Origin of the sequence: Paractinoplanes ovalisporus (assembly GCF_016834655.1) — a bacterium.
GTDB lineage: Bacteria > Actinomycetota > Actinomycetes > Mycobacteriales > Micromonosporaceae > Actinoplanes > Actinoplanes ovalisporus.
The window spans coordinates 221015-239761 of the sequence record NZ_JAENHP010000014.1; the positions used below are offsets into that span (position 1 = coordinate 221015).

Below are 18747 nucleotides of genomic sequence, written 5' to 3' on the forward strand. Positions count from 1 at the left end.
CCCTCCCATTGTGCCCGTCGCACCGATGAGTGACGAACTAGGGTATGTTACCGGCTAGTAACCTGGGAGGAGCAGCCATGCCTGCGCTCGAACGCCACGACTCGGTCTACGTTCTCGATCTCGGCGAGGGCGAGAACCGGTTCCACCCCGACTGGCTGACCGAGGTCGAGTCCCTTCTCGATGAGGTCGAGAAATCCGACGAACCCCGCGCTCTCGTGACAAAAGCCACCGGCAAGATCTGGTCGAACGGCCTCGATCTCGAGTGGCTGATGGAGCATCCGGAGCAGTACACCGCGTACGGCGTACGCGTTCAGGCCCTGCTCTCCCGCGTCCTGACCTCACCCTTCGTGACCGTCGCCGCCCTGCAGGGCCACACGTTCGCCGCCGGCGCGATGCTCTCGCTCGCCCACGACCTGCGGATCATGCGCGCCGACCGCGGCTTCTGGTGCCTGCCCGAGGCCGACATCAACATCCCGTTCACGCCCGGAATGTCCGCCCTGATCCAGTCCCGCCTCACGCCCCAGACCGCTCACGAGGCCATGGTCACCGCGCGCCGCTTCGGCGGAACCGAGGCCGAGACACGCCAGATCGTCGACCGCGCCGTACCCGAATCCGACGTGCTCACCACCGCCATCGAGCTCGCCGCCGCGCACGTCGACAAGGCCGGCCCGACGCTCGAAACCATCAAAACCCGCCTCTACGCACCCGTCATCGAAAAGCTCCGCACCCTCGATTAGAAGATTTCGTACGCCACGTCGACTCCCCCCACCACAACGAGGGCGGAACCGGGGGCACCTCGCGAGCCGATCACCCCGAACGGCCGTAGCGCGCCTACGGCCGTGGGGCGTCGGTCACCCTTTCGAAGTCCCGCCGGCGAGAAGCTGCGACGCTCAGACGCCGTAGCCCTGCTCCACGATGCGGGTGGCCATCGGCAGGTAGTCCTCCGGGCGCTCGGGCGCAAAAGTGCCCAGCCCGTCGACGTACCGGTTGTACATGCAGAACGCGGCGGCGATCAGCACGGTGTCGTGCAGTTCGACGTCGGTGGCCCCCTCGGCACGGGCGCCCTCGATCAGCTCGGGGGTGACCGCCCGGCCGCTCTGCTGGACCGCGCCGGCGATGCGCAGCAACGCCCTGAGCTTCGGGGTCACCGGCGCCGATTCCAGGTCGGCGCGCACCTTGTCCACGAGCGACATGCCCGCGTCGAGCTGCACGGCAGCGAACGCCGAGTGTGAGGAACAGCAGAAGTGGCAGTGGTTGAGACCGGACACGTACGCGGCGATCAGCTCGCGTTCGCCCGGAGGCAGGGAGTGCGGCGCGCGCAGCAGCACTTCGGCGAGCATGTTGAGTGGCTGGGCGGTTTCCGGCCGGAACCGCATCGGACCGGTGATGCCGGGGAACTCGTGCTCGTCCACGCCGAGGTCGATGTAAGCCATAACGTACGTTGTCACGCCCGGCCGAGCGGTGGATATCTTCGAAATTGCTCAGTTCGCGCGGAGCAGCTCCGAGACGCACATCATGTATCCGGTCGGCGCGGGCAGACGCTCGATGTAGTGGCGCAGGTCGGCGCCGAGCGCATAGACACGTACGGGTGTGCCGGCGTGGTGGGCGTCCTCGATGACCCGCCGCAACCCGTCGAGCACGGCCGGGTGACGGGTCCGGTAGTCGTCGGCCACCAGGTGATTGCTGCGGTCGGCCGCGAGGTAGAACTGCACCAGGTCCTTCGTGCCGACGAACAGTTCGTCGGCCCCCGCGGCGCAGATGTCCCTCGTGGCGTGCACGGCGGCCGGCGTCTCGATGAACGCGGACAGGCGGGTCTCGGGCGACAACCCCAGGTGGGGCCGCACCTTGGCGAACTCCTCGGCGTCGACCAGGAACGGGGCCGAGAGGTGCACCCGGCCGGCCTCGGCGCCGAGCCGGTCGCGCAGGGTGTCGAGCATGACGTGCAGCGCCTCCGGATAAGAGGCCGAGCGCAGCAGCCAGCGGGTGCCGTGCAGGCCCATGTCGGGGTTGGTCTCGCGCGGCACCGTGGCGTCGTCGGTGATGTGCACGGCGTCGTTCGAGCGCAGGTCGAGCATCCGGAGAATCAGGCGCTGGCCTGGCCGGAGCGCTTCGACGCAGGTTTGCAGCTGGTCGGCGAGAGCACGCCCGTAAGCGGTGACCGAGGCCCCGCCCCGCAGCGCGTCGATCGGGCTGAGAGACGCGGCGAAACAGAGAAATTCCTCGCGGACGAAGAAGGACTCCACTTCCGCCGTACGGGATCGGACGCTGTTGAGCTTGTGGATGTCGCCCCGGTCGGCGATCACCGCACAGGCCGAACCCAGAACGTCCGACAGCTCGGCGGGAAGGCCGAGGCCGGCCGCGCCGTCGCCGGCCTCCGCACCGGCGACGACCGTTCCCCGTTCCAGGTCGAGCGTTATCGTGCCGGTCAGCTCGTCGATGTCGGCCGGGTCGACGCGCAGGACCGGGATGCCCTTGGCCCGGCAGATCGACTGCATGTGGCCGGTGTGGCCGCCGTCGGTGCTGACGACCGCCCGGGCGGCCGTCAGCGCCACGTACATCGCCGGGTTCAGTGACCGCACGACGAGCACGGAACCCGCTACCGGCCGTTCGGTCCGGTTGCACGGCCCGGTCACCACGGGTTCGGCGCCGCGTACGAGCACGACGCCCTGGATCTGCCCTCGGGTCATGGGTACTCCGCCTCTTCATCGGTTGAGATGCCCAGCTGCCGGCGCAACTGCCGGGGTGTCACCGAGATGTCCGTGAGCCTCCGGACCGCCGCCTGGCTGATCGCGGCGCGCGGATGGAGGCCGGAACCCGGGTGGTTCGCCAGCTGCACGTCGTACTGCTCCCGTTCGCTCCGGGACCGCGCGGCCATCCGCTTGACCTCCAGAGCGACGGCCTCATCGAACAGGTCACCGTGGGTGTCGTCGTGCTCCAGCCTTTCGACGACGTGCGCCGCGACCACGATGGAATGGTTCTTGATCGCGGCGAGATTGAAGGCGAAAGCGCCCGTACGGCCGTTGCGGACGATCTCGTCACCCTCGCGCATGACACCGATCGCGGACAGCCTCTCGACCGGCTCGCCGTCGGGCCGCAACGGCGTGCCCCGCTGGTTGATCTCGATGCCGCGGCTGGTGCGCTGATGCGGGGTGACGAGGTTGTTCGCCAGCAGGTTCATCCACAGGGCGGAACCGACGTTGGTGTAGTCGAACTCGCGGGCGAAGTTGCACACCACGAGATCGGCCGGAATCTCGCGGGCGCCGTCCGGTGCCGCCACCCGCACCCGCAACCGGCCGGAGTCGCCCGGCTCGACCCGGTCGACCGTGCCGACGACCAGTTCGACCTGGCCCCGACCGGCGCCCATGGCCTCCTCGACGACGGACGTCGTGTAGGACACCGCGCCGACCCGCAGCGAGGCGATCGGGGTGCTGAAGTCGCGGAGCAGCGCGTGCAGGTCGTCGGTGGGGATCCGCTCGATGACCCGCGGCAGGTACGGCTCCCAGGCCTTGGCCACACGCTCGGTGACGATCCGCCGGTCCATGCCGGGGTGGTCGGCGGTGACGGCGGCGCAGGCGGCCTCCCACTCGGTTCGCACGCGGGTCAGGAACTCGGCCCGGCCCCCGTACGGAGCAAAAAGCGATGTGGGCGCCGGGAGCTGGATGACGCCGTGTTCGTGGTCCTCCGGATAGGTGCGCGGCGTCGTGCCCGATTTGGAGACGAGGTGGATCGGACCGGTGTGCCCCTGCCGAAGGAGAAGAGCGACCGAGTCGTACGCGCTGAGAACCGTCCCCACGATCACCACACTGGCGCCGGGTGGTGTGGCGGTGAGGCGCCGGACGCCGTCGGTCGAATACGGGTAGCGGATGAACGCGTCGTGGTCGAGCACGCCGGTGGCGAAGGCGGGCTGCTTGAGTTCCATGCCGGTCGCCAGGATGACGTGATCGGCCGTCAGCGTCTCCGTGTTCTGCCGCTGGACCGACACCGCGACATGGCCGGTTTCGATCCCGAGGGCGACCGCCTCGCCGTCCATCTCGGTCAGTTCGACACCCGGGTAGGCCTCGGCGCGGGCCTGGGCGACCCGGTCGGTCAGGTAGTCGTGGTAGATCCGCCGGGGCGCGGGCCCGTGCTCGACGAACGTGAAGTCCTTCCACTGCGGGGTCCAGGCGCTGCGGTCGGCCTCGTGGTTGGCCCAGCGGACGAAGTCGTTGACGTCCTCGCGGAACGCCGACATCCGACCGGCCTGGATGTTGAAGACGTGGTCCCAGGGGTTGCCGTCGCGGTGGTACGCGACACCCGCGTACCGGTAGTCATGGCGACGCTCAAGCAAGACGATCTCCAGTGGCTTGCGCGCGAACTGGAGCAGCCGGATGGCGGTGGCGGTGCCGGCCAGCCCGGCGCCGATGACGAGGACCCGAGGACGATGCAATCCAGCCTCCGTTGGCGTTGCCGGAGGGGTACGACGTCCTTACATTGTGGATCTTCATCGTCGCACCTCCTTACACGACAAGGAGAATCATCCTATGGATCCGTCGATCCTGGCGTCCCGTCGTGATCCGAAGCCACTCCCCGGATGCGCAGTGGGTGCGGAGATCGCTCGGCCGGAGTCGACGGGAGGACACATCGACGGCGATCATGCTGGCATGGATCAGATGACGGTGGCCCTTGACCAGAACGGCCGTACGGCGACGACCGCGACCATCCGGCAGTACACGATCGTGATGGACCGCCCGTCGGAGAACGGCGGCTCGGACGCCGGCCCGATGGGCGGGGAGACACTGCTCGCCGCGGTCGGCGGCTGCTTCATGAGCACGCTCTACGCCGCCGCCGGAGCCCGGTCGGTCACGGTGAAGGACGCGACCTGCCGGGTCACCGGCGAATTCGCGGCGAACCCCCGGCGGTTCGCCGCGATCCGCATCGAGGTGGCCTGCGACTCGTGCCCGCCCGCCGATCTCGCCCACCTCGTCGAGGTCGCCGAGCGCGGCTGCCTGGTGGCGGCCACCCTGCGGCAGGGGATGCCGGTGACCGCGTCGGTCTCTCAGCCCGGGGAGGGGTGAGGCAGCGGGTTCGCGCCGGCCGGGCGCAAACCGTCGAAAATGATCGCCAGGTAGCGCCGCCACAACTCGGGCGGGGCGCCGGGGACGAAGCTGACCACGTGGTTCGGGGCGCACATCAGCAAAATCACGTCCATCCCGGTGACGTCGGGGCGGATCGCGCCCGCCGACTTGGCCCGTTCGACCAGGGCGATGATCGCCTCGAACAACTCCGAGCGAGCCCCGTCCAGGCGCTCGTTGACGCCGCCGGCCTCGCGCAGGAACGACAGGTCGAGCTGGCGCTGACGACCCGCGGCGGCACCCATGAACTCCAGCAACGCCGCCCCCGCGTCCGCGGCCGGGATGAGCGTGCGAGCGAGCGAAGCCAGACCGTCGATCCGGTCGAGCACCACGGCGGCCAGCAGGTCGTCCTTGGTCGGGAAATGCCGGAACACCGTGCCCTTGCCGATGCCGGCCCGACGGGCGATGTCGGCCACCGACGCTTCCAGGCCCTGTTCGGCGAATTCCGCGGCCGCCGCGTCGAGCAGCGCCGCCCGGTTGCGGGCGGCGTCGGCACGCAGCGGGCGGTCGGGAGTCACGCTGCGAAGCCTAACAAGTTGACCGGCCGGTCCGTTCAGCCCTAACGTGACCAAGCGGTCCGCTTAACGCGACGACAGACGAAAGAGGAATCCGGTGAAGGCAGTCATCGCCAACGACTACGGCCCACCCGAGAGCTTCACCATCGCCGAGATACCCGTCCCCGAGCCCGGCCCCGGGCAGATCCAGGTCCGCATCGACGCCGTCTCGATCAACCCGGGTGACATCGTGATCCCGAGCGGCGCCTACCGCGCCCAGACCCCGCTGACGTTCCCGCACGTCCCCGGCAACGATTTCGTGGGCACCGTGACAAAACAGAGCGATTCCCCGTACGAGGTCGGTGATCAGATCTTCGGGCATGCTGTCCCGAGGGCGCTCAAGGCGATGGCCGGCGCCAACCCGTCGATGACCACGGGCGCGCTCGCCGAGTACGCCGTCTTCGAAGCGGGCACCCCGTTCATCACGCGCCGCCCGCCGGAACTGAGCCCGATCGACGCCGCGGCCCTGCCCACGGCCGGACTCACCGCCCGCGCCCTGATCGCCACCGCACAGCCCCAACCGGGCGAAACAGTTCTGGTCATCGGCGCCACGGGCGGGGTCGGAACCACCGTTCTGCCCCTGCTCACGCACACGAACGTGATCGCCACCGGCCGTCCCGGCGATCAGGACCTGCTCCACGGTCTGGGCGCCGAGACGGTCGTCGACTACGAGGACGACTACCCCGCCGACGTCGATGTGGTGCTCAACCTGGTTCTGCCCACCGACCGCCTCCAGCGGGCCGCGACCGCGCTCCGCCCCGGCGGCCGCCTCTTCACGATCACGTTCCCGCCGCCGCGCCCCGGGATGATCGACCGGGACGACATCCGTTTCGAGCTGGTCCTCGACCTGGACGGCCGCTTCGGTGGCATGGCCGAGGTGGCCGCGCTCCGCCCGACGATCGCCGCGACCTACCCGTTCGCGAACGCCGTGCAGGCCCTGACCGACTTCGCCCACCACCACACCGTCGGCAAACTGGTCGTCACGATCCCCTGAACGCGCTCAGGCCCCGGTCGCAGCGAGCAACCGGGGCCTGAGTGCAAACGAAAACTAGTCGCCGGCCGTCTTGTACAGGGCCGCGACCTCCGCGCTGGACAGGTGGCGGAAACCGCCCGGCCGCAGGTCACCGAGGCGCACCGGGCCGACCGCCGTGCGGATCAGGCGCGTCACCGGGTGACCGACCTCCTCCATCATCCGGCGCACGATGTGCTTGCGGCCCTCGTGCAGCACGATCTCGACCTGCGCGGTCTTGCCGAGCGCGCCCAGCAGCTTGAACGAGTCGGCCTTGGCCGGTCCGTCCTCGAGCTCGACGCCGGCCAGCAGCTGGCGGCCGACGTTGCGGGGCAGCGGGCCGTTGATGACCTCGGCCATGTACGTCTTCTGGATCTCGTACCGCGGGTGGGTGAGCTTGTTGGTCAGCTCGCCGTCGTTGGTGATCAGCAGCAGGCCCTCGGAGTCGGCGTCGAGCCGGCCCACGTGGTGCAGCCGCACGTCGAACTGGCCCACGAAGTCGGCGAGCTCGGTGCGGCCCTTCTCGTCGTCGAGCGAGGAGACGACGCCGCGGGGCTTGTTCAGCGCGAGGTAGACGAGCTTGGTGTTGGCGATCACCCGCTGCCCGTCGACGAGGATCTCCGCGGTGGTGGGGTCGACCTTGTCGCCGAGCTTGGCGACCTTGCCGTTGACCGTGACGCGCCGCTTGAAGATCAGGTCTTCGCAGGCGCGCCGGGATCCAACACCGGCCGCCGCCAGGACTTTCTGGAGGCGTTCGGCGGTGTCAGCCTGTGGCATCGAGCACTTCTTCCACATCGTCGGGCAGGAAAGGGGCGAGCGGCGGCAGCTGATCGACCGAGTTGAGGCCGAGCTTCTCGAGGAACAGCCCCGTCGTGCGATACAGGTGTGCCCCGGTTTCGCTCTCGGTGCCGCATTCCTCGATCAGGCCGCGGGTAGCAAGCGTACGCATGACACCGTCGCAGTTCACACCGCGGATGGCACTGATGCGCGACCGCGTCACCGGCTGCTTGTAAGCGACCACAGCCAGTGTCTCCAGCGCCGCCTGGGTCAGCCGCACAGACTGCCCGTCGAGAACAAACCTTTCCACGTACGCCGCATATTCCGGCCGTGTGTAGAGACGCCAGCCACCGGCCACCCGCCGAAGATCGAACCCGTGCCCCGCCGCCGTGTACCGCGCCGACAGGTTGTCCAACATCAACGCGATGCGCTCGGTCGGCTGCTCCAGAATCTGCGCCAGCTGCAACTCGGCCACCGGCTCATCCACGACCAGCATGATCGCCTCGAGAGCCCCCGCCAGCTCCGAGTCCTCGGTCAAACCCGGAAGATCAGATTCCAGTTCCCCCGTACGCGCGTCCGCCTCATCGTCCGCCCCCAGAGCCCCGCCCCCACGGCGTACCTGCCCCGGAACCGCCACATTCCCCGCGCGCGCCGAGCCGCCGCCGGCTTCCCCAGCCTTCTTGCCGCCCTTGCGCCCAGCCCCGGACGCCTTCTTGCCGCTCTCGGGCTCCGCGCCCTTGCCGCTCTCGGGCTCAGCGCCGTCCGCACCAGCCCCGCCCGCAGCCACCGCCCCCCCGGCCTCAAGCGCAGCATCGTCGCCCTCGCGACCGAGCGCAGCCGCAGCCTCGTCTACGCCGCGGTCCGCGCCTGTCCCGCTCGCACCTGCGGTTTCCCCGCCCGCGAAGTCGTCCCCGTCCTTGGCCGCAGCAGCCGCAGCGCCGCCCTCACCGTCGAGGTCGTCGTCGTCCTCGCGCCCAAGCTCAGCCGCAGCCTCGTCCTCGAGGTCGTCCTCATCGTCGTCCCGGTCGGACGCCGGAACCTCGTCAGCGAACGGCAGATCAATCTCACCGTCATCGCTCATATCGTCATCGGCGGCCGCGTCGAACACGTCCCCCGCGTCATCCCCGTCCGGCGGCAGGGGCGCATCGACCGGCGCCCCCGGCTCCCTGGCATCGGCGGCGTCCGCAGCTTCCTCGATCGGCTCCGGAAGCACCAGCTCAGGCCCCGGAGCAACATCGACGGCTTCCCGCTCCGGCTCATCCACGGCCACATCGACGCCGGCCGTCTCGTCCCCCGGCTCACTGAGCGCAGGTTCCTCCGCCGAGTCGCCACCCGCAGGCTCGTCGCGCGCGGCGGGCTCGTCAGCCTCGGACGACTGAGCAGGCGGATCGGCCCCCTCGAACGCGGGATCAAAATCGTCGTCGTCTGCGGAGAGGCCGGCCTCATCGATCGAGTCATCGTCGTCCGGCGCGCCCACCGCAGGCCTGGCGTCTCCCGGAACACGATCCCCGGCCGCGTCGTCGCTCCCCTGCTCAGCGCGCGCCTCGGACTCGGCCTTCGCCTGGAAGTCCCGATCGGGAGGCCGCGGGGCGCGTTCCCACGGCGGCACCCAGGCGGCCGCCTGCGCCGCAAGTGAGTCCTGCCGCTCGTCGCTGCTCACGATCGTTCCTCCGCGTCCTCGTCCGCCCCACCAAGATCATCACGCCCGTCAACTCGGGCCGAAGACTCCCGATCCCCCGACATACCCGTTTCCGACGCCCCGGCACCCTCACCCCGGCCCACCGGCAAACCGGGCCCGCCGTCGCCGCTGCCCACTTCAGCCCCGTGCCCGCCGTCGCCGCTGCCCACTTCAGCCCCGTGCCCGCCGTCGTCGCGGTCGAGAACAGCCCGCGGGCCGCCATCGGCACCGTCACGGCCATCTGTCCCGGCCAGGCTGTCGGCCGACTCGACGTCGTCATTCAGCTCGCCGGCGTGCCGCACGGCATCTCGATCATCGGTGGTGAGAACGGAGCCGTCACTCAGGCCGGACTCGGTCGACCGGCCGAGACGATCAAAGTCTTCCGGCAAGCCGGCGTTGTCGCCGACGTCGATGAGATCCAGCTCGGCATCGAACTCGTCGTCGTCCAGGTCGTCGTCGAGGTCAAAGCGGCCACCATTCGGGCCGGCCCCAGACCCATCGCCGCCCAAGTCAACGCCACCACCGTTCGGGCCGGCCTCGGAATCGTCGTCGTCCGGGTCGGCCTCGGAACCGGCCTGGGCTGCTTCCAAGGCCTCGTCGGGCTCCATCGCGGCGGTGTCGGGCTCGGGCTGGCTGCCCTCGTAGTCGTCGATGTCGAGCTCGGCATCGGGACTGTCACCGCCGATCCAGCGGACCGTCATCTCTTCCAGGGACACCGGCTGCTCGAAGTCGATCAGGCCCTCGCGGTAGAGCTCCAGCAACGCCAGGAAGCGGGCCACCACCTCGAGCGTGTTGTCGCAGTCGGCGACCAGCAGGCTGAACGTGGCCTGCCCGGCGCGGCGCAGGCGGTCACGCAGCAGGGCCGCGTGTTCGCGGACGCTCACCCGCACCTGGTGGATGTGGGCGATCGACACCTGGGGCGGGCCGGGCTTCGGCGCGAATTGTTTGAGGGCCAGCTTGAACAGGCGCTCGGGGCCGATTCCGAGGACGAGGTCGGGCAGCGCCTCGGCGTAGCGCGGCTCCATCGCCACCATGCGCGGCCAGCGCCGCAGGCCGGTGGCCTCGAGCTCCATGATGTGGGCCGCGGCCTCTTTGTACGCCTTGTATTGCAGGAGCCGGGCGAACAGCAGGTCGCGGGCCTCGAGCAGGGCGAGGTCTTCCTCGTCCTCGACGTCGGCGGCGGGCAGCAGCCGGGCCGCTTTCAGGTCGAGCAGGGTGGCCGCGACCAGCAGGAACTCGCTGGCCTCACCGAGATCCCAGTCGTCCCCCATGGCGCGGATGTACGCGATGAAGTCGTCGGTGACCTGGTGCAGCGCGACCTCGGTGACGTCGAGCTTGTGCTTGCCGATGAGCTGCAGCAGCAGGTCGAACGGGCCGGTGAAGTTGTCGAGCCGTACGAGGAATTTGCTCTCGTCGACCGGATTGCCCTCAGCATCGAGCACAACGCCGTCGCCCTTGACCGGATTGCCCCCGGCGTCGAGCACAACGCCGTCACCGTTGACCGGCGCGCCCTCGCCCGCGGGCGGTGACGCCTCGGGGACCGGCGGCGCGTCGGGCGCGGACGGGTGGGTCGACTCTTCAGGCACGAACTGACCGTAGACCACGGCTCCGACAACCTGCTCCCGCCTCACAGGTCACTCCCATCGCTCCAGATGATCAACGCATAACCGGCGAGACGGTGACTGCCACCAAACAAGTACAAATAGGGCAGCCGAGAGGAGCGGTCACGGGAGGACGGGCTGCCTGAGGATCGTACGGAGCTTGGCGGGTTCGGTCTTGCGACGATCACTCAGGTAGATCTCGTGGTGCTTGCCGGTCATCCGGAGCCCGTACGAGGGAATGAACGACCTGTGCATCTCGTCGAGCACCCCGGCCTCGTCGTCGTAGGAGCCGACGTGCAACGTCTGCACGCACCGCCCCTCGGACAGCGTCTCCAGCCGGACGCCGGGCGTGGCGACCGAAGCGACCATCTCGGCGCCGATCCACTCCGGGACCATGATCATGAGCGTCCAGTGCCACTGTGACTTGTCGCGGGCGGCGGTGAAGGAGTCCATGTCGTCGGCCCACCACAGACCCTCGAGCGGCATCACCACGTAGTCGCGGCCCAGGGTCTTCTTGCTGGCGAACTTCAGCTTGTACGCCACCGGGTAGAGCGCCTCGACGGCCTCGGTGAACACGCCGGTGTTGGGGTCGCCGTGCCCGTCGACCATGAGGTATTGCAGGTCGGGCACGTCGATCAGGTCGAAGCCGCGGCGGGCGCGGTACGCCGGGATCGTCTTCTTGAAGTCGACCTTGCCGGGGCCGGAGCCGGGATCCGCCATGCCGAGATCCTGTCACAGGCGAAAATGATCACAGTCCATGTAAGAATTTTCGCTGTCAACTAATCTTGGGCAATGGCTTCGTTCAATGACACAGTCATCGAGAACTTCCGCGCCAACGACGGCGTGCTCGGCGGGCACTGGGAGGGCAAGAAGACCCTCCTGCTGCACACGCCCGGCCGCAAGACCGGCAAGGTGACCATCAATCCGCTGGTCGCGGCGCCGGACGGCGACACCTACATCCTGTGTGGCAGCGCGGGAGGCGCGCCGCAGGACCCGCAGTGGATCCCGAACCTGGAGGCCCTCGACGGCCCCGTCACCATCGAGCTCGGCTCCGAGACGCTGAAGGCCGACCAGAAAGTGGTCCGCCCGGGCGACGAGAACTGGGAGCGTCTGTACGGCGTGTGGCGGGCCTACTGGCCGGACGCCGCCGACTACGAGACCAAGACCGACCGCAAGTTCCCGGTCGTCGTGATCAGCCCCCGTTGACGTGAAAGGGGCCGCGCCATCGGGCGTGGCCCCGACCGTCAAGCGGCCAACGCCATCTCGGCCGTGTCGGAACGTTCATAGGTGGTCTTGACAACGCTTCTCGCCCAGCGCATCCGGGCGCATGCGGTCTCGGGGTAGTCGCCGTAGGCGGCGGCGAGAGCGGCCACACAACCACGGGTTCCGCCGTTGTAGCGGACGGCCCGGGTGATGGCGGTTTCCACGACCTCGGCGCTGGGCCGGGATCCGGCCGGCAGGTCGCTGGCGAACAGGGCGGCGGCGCGGGCGGCGAGCAACTGGCTGCGCATCTCGATCATCTCCGGTGGCGGAACGAACGAAGCGAATGAACTGATGGCTACAGAGTGCGCCCTCCGCGCTACAGATCGCCTCCAGGTTTCCCCCTGAGGCACGAATCCGGGGGTTACCCCCACACCCTGACGAACACCAGCCCTAGTGCGTTGAGGATCTGCAGCAGGAACGGCATTCCGAAGGGGAAGATGCACAGGACAAGAAGGACGAGGACGCCGATGTTCTTGTCCTCGAACCACAGTCGCATCCACTGAAGTCCCTGGCCAGGCTTGCTCACGGCGTTGTAGAGGATGCCGAAGCCGTCGAGCGGCGGGATCGGGATCAGGGCCAGGATGCCGAAGCAGAGCAGCCCCACGGCCAGCGACAGCAGCACCTGGTGCGGGATCGGAAGCCCGATGCCGAGCAGGACGTCGGCCGGTCCGATAAACGACAGGGGATTGTCGGGGAACGTCAGGGCGTACGTCAGCAGGAGCAGTTGCGAGGCCAGGATGCAGACGACCGGCCCGGCCGCGAACACCGCGATGGCCTTGCCGCGGCCCTGGTAGCGAGGCACGTCGTCCACCGAGAGCATCTTGCCCCAGCCCATGCCGCCGATCGCGGCCGCGACGCCGCCGAACGGGTCGATGTCTTCGCGCAGCTGGGGTGCGATCGAGTCGCGTCGGTCGGCCAGGCCCAGGGTGCGGGCGGTCAGGCGGATGGCGACGGCACGCAACACGATCGCGAGCAGGAACGAGACGACCAGCGCGACGAACGCCACCGGCTCACCGAGAGCGAAGAGCACAGGACGGTCAGCCGCGCTCGGCCTTGGCGGCGATGACCTCGCGGGCGAGCTGGCGGTAGTTGCGGGCGCCCGAGGAGGCCGGGTCGAGCGTCAGGATCGGCGCGCCGGCCACGGTGGACTCGGGGAACTTGACGGTCTTGGTGATGACGGTCTGGTAGACCTTGTCGCCGAACGCCTCGACCACGCGCTGCAGCACCTGGCGGCAGTGGGTGGTGCGCGAGTCGTACATGGTGGCGAGGATGCCCTCGAGCTCGAGGTCGAAGTTGAGCCGCTCGCGCACCTTGTCGATCGTGTCGAGCAGCAGGGCGACACCGCGCAGCGAGAAGAACTCGCACTCGAGCGGGATGAGCACGCCGTGCGCGATGGTGAGCGCGTTGATCGCCAGCAGGCCCAGCGAGGGCTGGCAGTCGATCAGGATGAAGTCGTATTCCTTGCGGACCGAGCGCAGCACGCGGGCCAGCGCCATCTCGCGGGCGACCTCGTTGACCAGCTGGATCTCGGCCGCCGACAGGTCGATGTTGGCGGGCAGCAGGTGCAGGCCGGCCACGTCGGTCTTGATGATGACGTCTTCGGCGGTGACGTCGTCCTGCATGAGCAGGTTGTAGATGCTCAGGTCGAGGTTGTGCGGGTTGACGCCCAGACCGACCGAGCAGGCGCCCTGCGGGTCGAAGTCGACCAGCAGCACCTTGCGGCCGTATTCGGCGAGCGCGGCACCGAGGTTGATCGTCGTGGTGGTCTTGCCGACGCCGCCCTTCTGGTTGGCGAGGGCGATGATGCGTGCCGGACCGTGCCGGTCGGTCGGCATCGGTTCGGGGATGGGACGGCGCATCGTGTACGCCGTGGGGTCGGCCGGGCCCAGGTCAGCGCCCAGGTCCATGGATCCCTGCTGCTCCCGGAGCGCAGAGGTCCAGGCCTCCGCCCGATCGCCGTTGCCCGCCATGACCCTCGCCCCCTTCCGACTTGAACAGCCGGAGCCGATGCCCGACTCTACGCCACGACCGCCGTCGTTCTCGGGTGAGCTGTCGGCGTGTCGCTATCTATGGGTGCGCAGTCTCTAACGAGCGCGGGGGTGTGCGGTCGCGTACACCTCGCGAAGTCGGTCCACCGTGACCAGCGTGTATACCTGCGTGGTGGTCACCGAGGCGTGCCCCAGCAGCTCCTGGACGACCCGGACGTCGGCGCCGCCGTCGAGCAGGTGGGTGGCGTAGGAGTGCCGCAGAGTGTGCGGGCTCACGGCGTGCGGTCCCTCGACCGGGAGGCCGGCCGCTTCGGCGGCGCGGTGCAGGATCGTCCACGCGCTCTGTCTCGACAGTCGTCCGCCGCGCGCGTTCAGGAAGATGGCCGGCGTTCCGGTTCCGTTCGAGGCAAGACCGGGTCTCCCCCGTACGAGATAAGCCTCCAAGGCGGCCTTGGCGAACCCGCCCACCGGCACCAGACGGGTGCGGCCGCCCTTGCCGTGCAGGACGGCGGCCGGCTCGTCGTCGAGGTCGAGGTCGTCGATCGCCGCCCCGACCGCTTCGGAGATGCGGGCGCCGGTGCCGTAGAGGAATTCCAGCAGCGCCTTGTCACGCAGGCCGAGCGGCGTGTCGTCGGGCACGTCGAGCAGCCGGGTGACCTGGTCGACGTCGAGCGCCTTGGGCAGGCGCTTGGCCGGCGCCGGCGGGCGGACCTCGGCGGCGACATCCGTGCCGACCAGCCCCTCGCGCGCCGCGAACTTGTGCAGACCCCGTACGGCGCTGATCGCACGGGCCGCCGTCGACGTGGACAGGCCGTCGGCGCGCATGGTGGCCAGATGCCCGGTGATCCGGCCGGAGCCCACCGCGGCGAGATCGTCGATCCCGTCCGCGGCGAGCGCCTGCGCATAACGTTCGAGGTCGCGCCGGTACGACGCGAGGGTGTTGCGCGACAGCCCACGCTCGACGGTGAGATGGTCGAGGTAGGAGTCGATCACGCGTTGCACCGTCAGTGGAGCACCTCTGCCAGGTCGAGGGCCTGCATGCCGTGGGCCTCCGCGACCGGCCCGTACGTGACGTGCCCGTCGTGGGTGTTCAATCCGAGGCCGAGCGCGTGGTCGGCCTTCAGGGCGTCGCGCCAGCCGAGGTTGGCCAGTTCGAGAGCGTACGGCAGGGTGACGTTGGTCAGCGCGTAGGTGCTCGTGTGCGGCACCGCGCCCGGCATGTTGGCGACGCAGTAGAACAGCGATTCGTGCACCTTGTAGACGGGGTCGGCGTGGGTGGTGGGCCGCGAGTCCTCGAAGCAGCCGCCCTGGTCGATCGAGATGTCGACCAGCACGCTGCCCGGCTTCATCCGCGCCACCAGCTCGTTGGGCACCAGGTTGGGCGCCTTCGCCCCGGGCACCAGCACGGCCCCGATGACCAGGTCGGCGTCGAGCACCGCCTTCTCGATCTCGTACGCGTTGGAGGCCACAGTCTGCAGGTGGCCCCGGTAGTCGGCGTCGGCGGCGCGCAACCGGGCGATGTTGCGGTCGAGCACGAGGATCTCGGCCTGCATGCCGAGCGCGATCGCGGCCGCGTTCATGCCGGAGACGCCGGCGCCGATGACCACGACCTTGGCCGCGTACACACCCGGGACGCCACCCATCAGAACGCCGCGCCCGCCGCCCGAGCGCATCATGTGATAGGCCCCCACCTGCGGGGCGAGGCGGCCGGCGACCTCGCTCATCGGGGCCAGCAGGGGAAGCGAGCGGTCGGGAAGTTCGACCGTCTCGTACGCGATGCCGGTGACCTTGCGGTCGAGGAGCGCGTCGGTGCACTCCTTGGACGCGGCCAGGTGCAGATAGGTGAAGAGCACCTGGCCGGGCCGCATACGCGGGTACTCCTCGGCGATCGGTTCCTTGACCTTGAGGATGAGCTCGGCCGCGCCCCACACGTCGCCGGCCGTGGGCAGGATCGTCGCACCGGCGGCCACGTAGTCTCCGTCGGTGATCGACGACCCGGCGCCGGCACCCGCCTGAACCAGCACCTCGTGCCCGGCCCGGCGGAACTCGTACACGCCGGCCGGGGTGATGGCGACCCGGAATTCGTTGTTCTTGACCTCGCTGGGAATGCCGACCTTCATCGAGCCGACACCGTCCTTTCTCAACGCTGAGTGACGTCCCAGGCCGGCCCCTCCTTCGCCGGGCCCGCCCCGACGAAGACTACCCGGTTCAATGTCTGGTATGTCCGCTTCAGACGTTGCGAGCGTCGACGGTCAGCGCGTGGGCGTCGATGTCGGGCTGATCGAGACCGAAGCTGAGGATCCGGCGCGGATGAATCCGGATGATCGGCGCGCCGGACCCGTACGCGGAATCGGCCGGGGTCTCGAGCGCCTCGGCGGTGCCGCGAATCTCGATGCAGCGCACCCGCCACGGGTTGGTCGACGGGACGTCGTCGACGACAAAGGCGACCTGGGCCGTGGCGGCGACGTTGCGGAACTTGTGACTGTCGGCCATGTGGTGCCCGGCGATGTCGATGGTGCCGGTGCGCGGGTTGTGACGGAAACCGACCGGGCTGTTCTGCAGGGTGCCGTCGGTGCGCAGGGTGGCCAGCCGGCCCAGCGGCTGACCGGCCAGGTAGGCGAGCTCGCTCTCGGAGAAACTCATCCGGTGATGCTGCAACTTCAACCAATGTTGAGGTCAACCCTGGCGCATACGGGCGGCGATCGTCGCGAAGTCGGCTTCCGGAATTCCGAACAGGCCCCGGCGGAACGGGTAGCCCCAGTGCGCGGCGTCCGGGATGAACGAGAGCTCGCCGGCCAGCGGCTTGACGTCGACCGCGGTCACCGGCTCGAACTCGCAGGCGAGGCGCCAGTGCCCGGTCTCGGCCTGGTAGGGCTCGGTGCCGGTGACCACGGCGAGCGCGGTGAAACGCCGTACGGGATCGCCGGTTGTCATGGTCGTGCGAGGTGAATAGAAGACGATGTGATCACCGGGCCGCAGCCGCCGCAGACGGGTGTTCGCGCCGTGGTCGGCCTGCGTGAACCCGCCCGCGACGGCCCCTTCGACGTGGTCGAGGCTGGCCGTGCTGACCCAGAACCGCTCAGGCGCGGTCATGCAGCGTCACCTCGTATCCGTCGGGGTCGGCGAACGTGAACGTACGCCCGAACGGCCCGTCGACCGGCGCGGAAACGATCGTCACACCCGCCGCGACCAGGTCGTCGTGGATCTGCTGGGCGTCGGGGGCGTGCAGCCAGAGGGCCATGCCGCGGCCGGGCTGCTCGATCGGGCCGGCGACCAGGTCCCGTACGGCGAAAGCGATGGGTTTGGTGTCGAAGACGACCGCATGCGGCGGGCCCGGGCGGCGCTGCAGGCCCAGGTGCTGCTCGTAGAAGGCGGCGGAACGCTCGATGTCGCGCACCTGAAGGGAGACGAAGTCGGGACCGATGACCGGCATTTCTGCTCCTCGTAGTCGATGTCAGTTGACTGACATGCCCAAGAGTATGTCAGGATACTGACATGGGTCAAGTGGAGCTGGACACATCGGTGGGCTACCTGCTGAAGATGGCGTCGAGCGCGCTGCACAACGCGATGGAGGCGGTGCTGCGGCCACTCGGCATGACGATCACGCACTACTCGTGCCTGGAGCTGCTGTCCCAGCGGCCCGGCCTGTCCAACTCCGAGCTGGCCCGGGGCACGTTCGTGACCCGCCAGTCGATGAACGTGCTGCTGCAGGCCCTGGAACGCGACGGCCTGGTCACGCGCCCCGAACGCGCCCCGTCCGGGCGGGTGCTGCCGACCACGCTGACCGAGGCCGGTCGTCGCCAGCTGGCCTCGGCGAGCAGCGCCGTCCGGGCCGTGGAGGAAACCATGCTCAGCGGCATGTCGCCCGACGAGCAGAACCAGATGCGCCGCCTGTTGCGCTCCTGCGTGGACGAGCTGATTCGATGAACGTATGGATTTCGGGTACGTGGTCGCCATCGTCATCGCCGTCGTCGGCTTCAGCCTGGTTGTGGCCTCGAACCGGGCCCAGCGCACCGGCCAGAAGGCGGCCCGCCTGGCGGCGATCGAGCGCAAGCTGGACGCCGTCATGGCCCATCTGGGCATCGAGGAGCCGTCGCCGGCCGAGGACGCGCAGGTGCTGGCCCACCTGATGCGGGGCGAGAAGATCCAGGCGATCAAGGTCTACCGCGAGCGCACGGGCGCCGGCCTGGCCGAGGCGAAGGACGCCGTGGAGCGCCTGGCCCGCGACCGAGGCCTCGGCTGAGGTTATCCACAATTCCGGCCTGTCCACAGGGGGCGTCTTCCGGCGTCTCGAAGATCGCCCCCACTCGATAAAATGGCCGAGGGCGGGGGTCCCCCGGTAGGGCGGGCCCCTGTTGTTGACGTTGACCTTGGTGCGGCGTCGGCGGCGGGCTCGCGCGGTCTCAGCTCGAGTCTTCGCCGGACAACTCGCGGGCTCGGCGCTCGGCCCAGCGCGGGTCGAGCCCACGCAACAGGTCGATCTGGTCGGCCCCGTTCGGCGTGGTCGCGGCCACCGCGGCGGCGAACGACCAGTACAGGACGTCGTCGCGCGCAGTGGTCGGGCGATCCTCGTCGGCGACCACCCAGTGGTAGACACCGTCGGCGTCGACCAAAAGCCAGGGGCGGCCGTCATTGTTGGGCTCGAAAGTGAGCACGTCGGGCTGGGTGACTCCGATCAGTGCGGCCAAGCGGGCCACCTCGGCCGCCAGGACCTCGAGACCGTACGCGGACTGGCCCGGACCGGCGTCTCGGCGGAACTGCTTCAT

22 protein-coding genes and 1 pseudogene are annotated in these 18747 nt (G+C 69.3%); 6 read left to right on the top strand and 17 right to left on the bottom strand.

Translation table 11 applies throughout. The features are described 5' to 3' along the window. Window positions 1–77 precede the first annotated feature (77 nt). Window positions 78–737 (top strand): enoyl-CoA hydratase/isomerase family protein, encoded by a 660-nt coding sequence (locus JIG36_RS33410; RefSeq protein ID WP_203380399.1) that lies wholly within the window; start codon window positions 78–80, stop codon window positions 735–737. A gap of 153 nt (window positions 738–890) precedes the next feature. Here JIG36_RS33410 and JIG36_RS33415 read toward each other — a convergent pair whose 3' ends face one another. The 3 genes from JIG36_RS33415 to JIG36_RS33425 are packed head-to-tail and all read right to left on the bottom strand — an operon-like array spanning window position 891 to window position 4426. Beyond that, window positions 891–1433, bottom strand: coding sequence for a carboxymuconolactone decarboxylase family protein (locus JIG36_RS33415; RefSeq protein ID WP_203380400.1), 543 nt, complete (start codon window positions 1431–1433; stop codon window positions 891–893). A gap of 48 nt (window positions 1434–1481) precedes the next feature. Then, complete coding sequence (locus JIG36_RS33420) at window positions 1482–2687, bottom strand: putative PEP-binding protein (protein ID WP_203380401.1); 1206 nt, start codon at window positions 2685–2687, stop codon at window positions 1482–1484. Beyond that, window positions 2684–4426: an FAD/NAD(P)-binding protein gene (locus tag JIG36_RS33425; protein WP_203380402.1), complete on the bottom strand. Its 1743-nt coding sequence runs from the start codon at window positions 4424–4426 to the stop codon at window positions 2684–2686. The genes JIG36_RS33420 and JIG36_RS33425 overlap by 4 nt, the downstream gene beginning before the upstream one ends. A gap of 214 nt (window positions 4427–4640) precedes the next feature. Between JIG36_RS33425 and JIG36_RS33430 the strand changes: the two genes are divergently transcribed. Continuing rightward, window positions 4641–5054 carry an OsmC family protein gene (locus tag JIG36_RS33430; RefSeq protein WP_203380403.1) on the top strand — a complete coding sequence of 138 codons (414 nt, stop codon included), beginning with the start codon at window positions 4641–4643 and terminating at the stop codon, window positions 5052–5054. Here JIG36_RS33430 and JIG36_RS33435 read toward each other — a convergent pair. Further along, window positions 5036–5629, bottom strand: a complete 594-nt coding sequence (locus tag JIG36_RS33435; RefSeq protein ID WP_203380404.1) for a TetR/AcrR family transcriptional regulator — start codon at window positions 5627–5629, stop codon at window positions 5036–5038. The genes JIG36_RS33430 and JIG36_RS33435 overlap by 19 nt on opposite strands. 94 nt (window positions 5630–5723) lie before the next feature. Between JIG36_RS33435 and JIG36_RS33440 the strand changes: the two genes are divergently transcribed. Further along, on the top strand, window positions 5724–6659 hold the full coding sequence (locus tag JIG36_RS33440) for an NADP-dependent oxidoreductase (protein ID WP_203380405.1): 936 nt from the start codon (window positions 5724–5726) through the stop codon (window positions 6657–6659). 54 nt (window positions 6660–6713) lie between these two features. On the opposite strand, the gene JIG36_RS33445 is transcribed toward JIG36_RS33440, so the two are convergent. From JIG36_RS33445 to JIG36_RS33460, 4 genes and pseudogenes are all read right to left on the bottom strand, one after another. Then, window positions 6714–7469, bottom strand: coding sequence for a pseudouridine synthase (locus JIG36_RS33445; protein ID WP_203380406.1), 756 nt, complete (start codon window positions 7467–7469; stop codon window positions 6714–6716). Beyond that, window positions 7438–8238, bottom strand: a complete 801-nt coding sequence (gene scpB, locus JIG36_RS52530) for an SMC-Scp complex subunit ScpB (RefSeq protein ID WP_438870779.1) — start codon at window positions 8236–8238, stop codon at window positions 7438–7440. The genes JIG36_RS33445 and scpB overlap by 32 nt, the downstream gene beginning before the upstream one ends. 1522 nt (window positions 8239–9760) lie before the next feature. Beyond that, window positions 9761–10571 (bottom strand): annotated as a pseudogene (locus tag JIG36_RS33455) (segregation and condensation protein A); the annotation flags it as partial. Window positions 10572–10853: 282 nt separating this feature from the next. Beyond that, the gene (locus JIG36_RS33460; protein WP_203380408.1) at window positions 10854–11450 is read right to left on the bottom strand and encodes a GyrI-like domain-containing protein; all 597 of its coding nucleotides are present in this window, start codon (window positions 11448–11450) and stop codon (window positions 10854–10856) included. Between the two features lie 72 nt (window positions 11451–11522). Here JIG36_RS33460 and JIG36_RS33465 point away from each other — a divergent pair, with 72 nt between their 5' ends. Next, a complete protein-coding gene (locus JIG36_RS33465; RefSeq protein ID WP_203380409.1) occupies window positions 11523–11936 on the top strand; it encodes a nitroreductase/quinone reductase family protein in 414 nt (137 codons plus the stop codon). Between the two features lie 38 nt (window positions 11937–11974). Here JIG36_RS33465 and JIG36_RS33470 read toward each other — a convergent pair whose 3' ends face one another. From JIG36_RS33470 to JIG36_RS33505, 8 genes are all read right to left on the bottom strand, one after another. Continuing rightward, window positions 11975–12241, bottom strand: coding sequence for a hypothetical protein (locus tag JIG36_RS33470; RefSeq protein ID WP_203380410.1), 267 nt, complete (start codon window positions 12239–12241; stop codon window positions 11975–11977). Window positions 12242–12354: 113 nt separating this feature from the next. Continuing rightward, window positions 12355–13023, bottom strand: coding sequence for a M50 family metallopeptidase (locus JIG36_RS33475; RefSeq protein ID WP_203380411.1), 669 nt, complete (start codon window positions 13021–13023; stop codon window positions 12355–12357). 7 nt (window positions 13024–13030) lie between these two features. Further along, the gene (locus JIG36_RS33480) at window positions 13031–13963 is read right to left on the bottom strand and encodes a ParA family protein (protein WP_184948925.1); all 933 of its coding nucleotides are present in this window, start codon (window positions 13961–13963) and stop codon (window positions 13031–13033) included. A gap of 114 nt (window positions 13964–14077) precedes the next feature. Further along, window positions 14078–15076, bottom strand: a complete 999-nt coding sequence (locus tag JIG36_RS33485; protein ID WP_203380450.1) for a site-specific tyrosine recombinase XerD — start codon at window positions 15074–15076, stop codon at window positions 14078–14080. Beyond that, on the bottom strand, window positions 14986–16101 hold the full coding sequence (ald, locus tag JIG36_RS33490) for an alanine dehydrogenase (protein WP_203380412.1): 1116 nt from the start codon (window positions 16099–16101) through the stop codon (window positions 14986–14988). Before ald ends, JIG36_RS33485 begins: the two co-directional genes overlap by 91 nt. A 109-nt stretch (window positions 16102–16210) precedes the next feature. Then, window positions 16211–16624, bottom strand: coding sequence for a PPOX class F420-dependent oxidoreductase (locus tag JIG36_RS33495; RefSeq protein WP_203380413.1), 414 nt, complete (start codon window positions 16622–16624; stop codon window positions 16211–16213). A gap of 33 nt (window positions 16625–16657) precedes the next feature. Further along, window positions 16658–17074, bottom strand: a complete 417-nt coding sequence (locus JIG36_RS33500) for an EVE domain-containing protein (protein WP_203380414.1) — start codon at window positions 17072–17074, stop codon at window positions 16658–16660. Beyond that, window positions 17061–17414: a VOC family protein gene (locus JIG36_RS33505; RefSeq protein WP_203380415.1), complete on the bottom strand. Its 354-nt coding sequence runs from the start codon at window positions 17412–17414 to the stop codon at window positions 17061–17063. The genes JIG36_RS33500 and JIG36_RS33505 overlap by 14 nt, the downstream gene beginning before the upstream one ends. A gap of 62 nt (window positions 17415–17476) precedes the next feature. Here JIG36_RS33505 and JIG36_RS33510 point away from each other — a divergent pair, with 62 nt between their 5' ends. Beyond that, the gene (locus JIG36_RS33510) at window positions 17477–17908 is read left to right on the top strand and encodes a MarR family winged helix-turn-helix transcriptional regulator (RefSeq protein WP_203380416.1); all 432 of its coding nucleotides are present in this window, start codon (window positions 17477–17479) and stop codon (window positions 17906–17908) included. Window positions 17909–17912: 4 nt separating this feature from the next. Next, window positions 17913–18224, top strand: coding sequence for a ribosomal protein L7/L12 (locus JIG36_RS33515; RefSeq protein WP_203380417.1), 312 nt, complete (start codon window positions 17913–17915; stop codon window positions 18222–18224). A gap of 160 nt (window positions 18225–18384) precedes the next feature. Here the strand turns inward: JIG36_RS33515 and JIG36_RS33520 are convergent, their stop codons facing one another. Then, a complete protein-coding gene (locus JIG36_RS33520) occupies window positions 18385–18747 on the bottom strand; it encodes a hypothetical protein (RefSeq protein WP_203380418.1) in 363 nt (120 codons plus the stop codon).

Excerpts from the sequence above, each read along its gene's own strand:
- JIG36_RS33510 (WP_203380416.1), top strand. The coding sequence starts at position 17,477 with ATGGGTCAAGTGGAGCTGGACACATCGGTGGGCTACCTGCTGAAGATG.
- JIG36_RS33520 (WP_203380418.1), bottom strand. The coding sequence starts at position 18,747 with ATGAAGCAGTTCCGCCGAGACGCCGGTCCGGGCCAGTCCGCGTACGGT.
- ald (WP_203380412.1), bottom strand. The coding sequence starts at position 16,101 with ATGAAGGTCGGCATTCCCAGCGAGGTCAAGAACAACGAATTCCGGGTC.
- JIG36_RS33445 (WP_203380406.1), bottom strand. The coding sequence starts at position 7,469 with ATGTGGAAGAAGTGCTCGATGCCACAGGCTGACACCGCCGAACGCCTC.
- JIG36_RS33430 (WP_203380403.1), top strand. The coding sequence starts at position 4,641 with ATGGATCAGATGACGGTGGCCCTTGACCAGAACGGCCGTACGGCGACG.
- JIG36_RS33495 (WP_203380413.1), bottom strand. The coding sequence starts at position 16,624 with ATGAGTTTCTCCGAGAGCGAGCTCGCCTACCTGGCCGGTCAGCCGCTG.
- JIG36_RS33480 (WP_184948925.1), bottom strand. The coding sequence starts at position 13,963 with ATGGCGGGCAACGGCGATCGGGCGGAGGCCTGGACCTCTGCGCTCCGG.
- JIG36_RS33500 (WP_203380414.1), bottom strand. The coding sequence starts at position 17,074 with ATGACCGCGCCTGAGCGGTTCTGGGTCAGCACGGCCAGCCTCGACCAC.
- JIG36_RS33465 (WP_203380409.1), top strand. The coding sequence starts at position 11,523 with ATGGCTTCGTTCAATGACACAGTCATCGAGAACTTCCGCGCCAACGAC.
- JIG36_RS33505 (WP_203380415.1), bottom strand. The coding sequence starts at position 17,414 with ATGCCGGTCATCGGTCCCGACTTCGTCTCCCTTCAGGTGCGCGACATC.
- JIG36_RS33460 (WP_203380408.1), bottom strand. The coding sequence starts at position 11,450 with ATGGCGGATCCCGGCTCCGGCCCCGGCAAGGTCGACTTCAAGAAGACG.
- JIG36_RS33415 (WP_203380400.1), bottom strand. The coding sequence starts at position 1,433 with ATGGCTTACATCGACCTCGGCGTGGACGAGCACGAGTTCCCCGGCATC.
- JIG36_RS33515 (WP_203380417.1), top strand. The coding sequence starts at position 17,913 with ATGGATTTCGGGTACGTGGTCGCCATCGTCATCGCCGTCGTCGGCTTC.
- JIG36_RS33420 (WP_203380401.1), bottom strand. The coding sequence starts at position 2,687 with ATGACCCGAGGGCAGATCCAGGGCGTCGTGCTCGTACGCGGCGCCGAA.
- JIG36_RS33470 (WP_203380410.1), bottom strand. The coding sequence starts at position 12,241 with ATGCGCAGCCAGTTGCTCGCCGCCCGCGCCGCCGCCCTGTTCGCCAGC.
- JIG36_RS33410 (WP_203380399.1), top strand. The coding sequence starts at position 78 with ATGCCTGCGCTCGAACGCCACGACTCGGTCTACGTTCTCGATCTCGGC.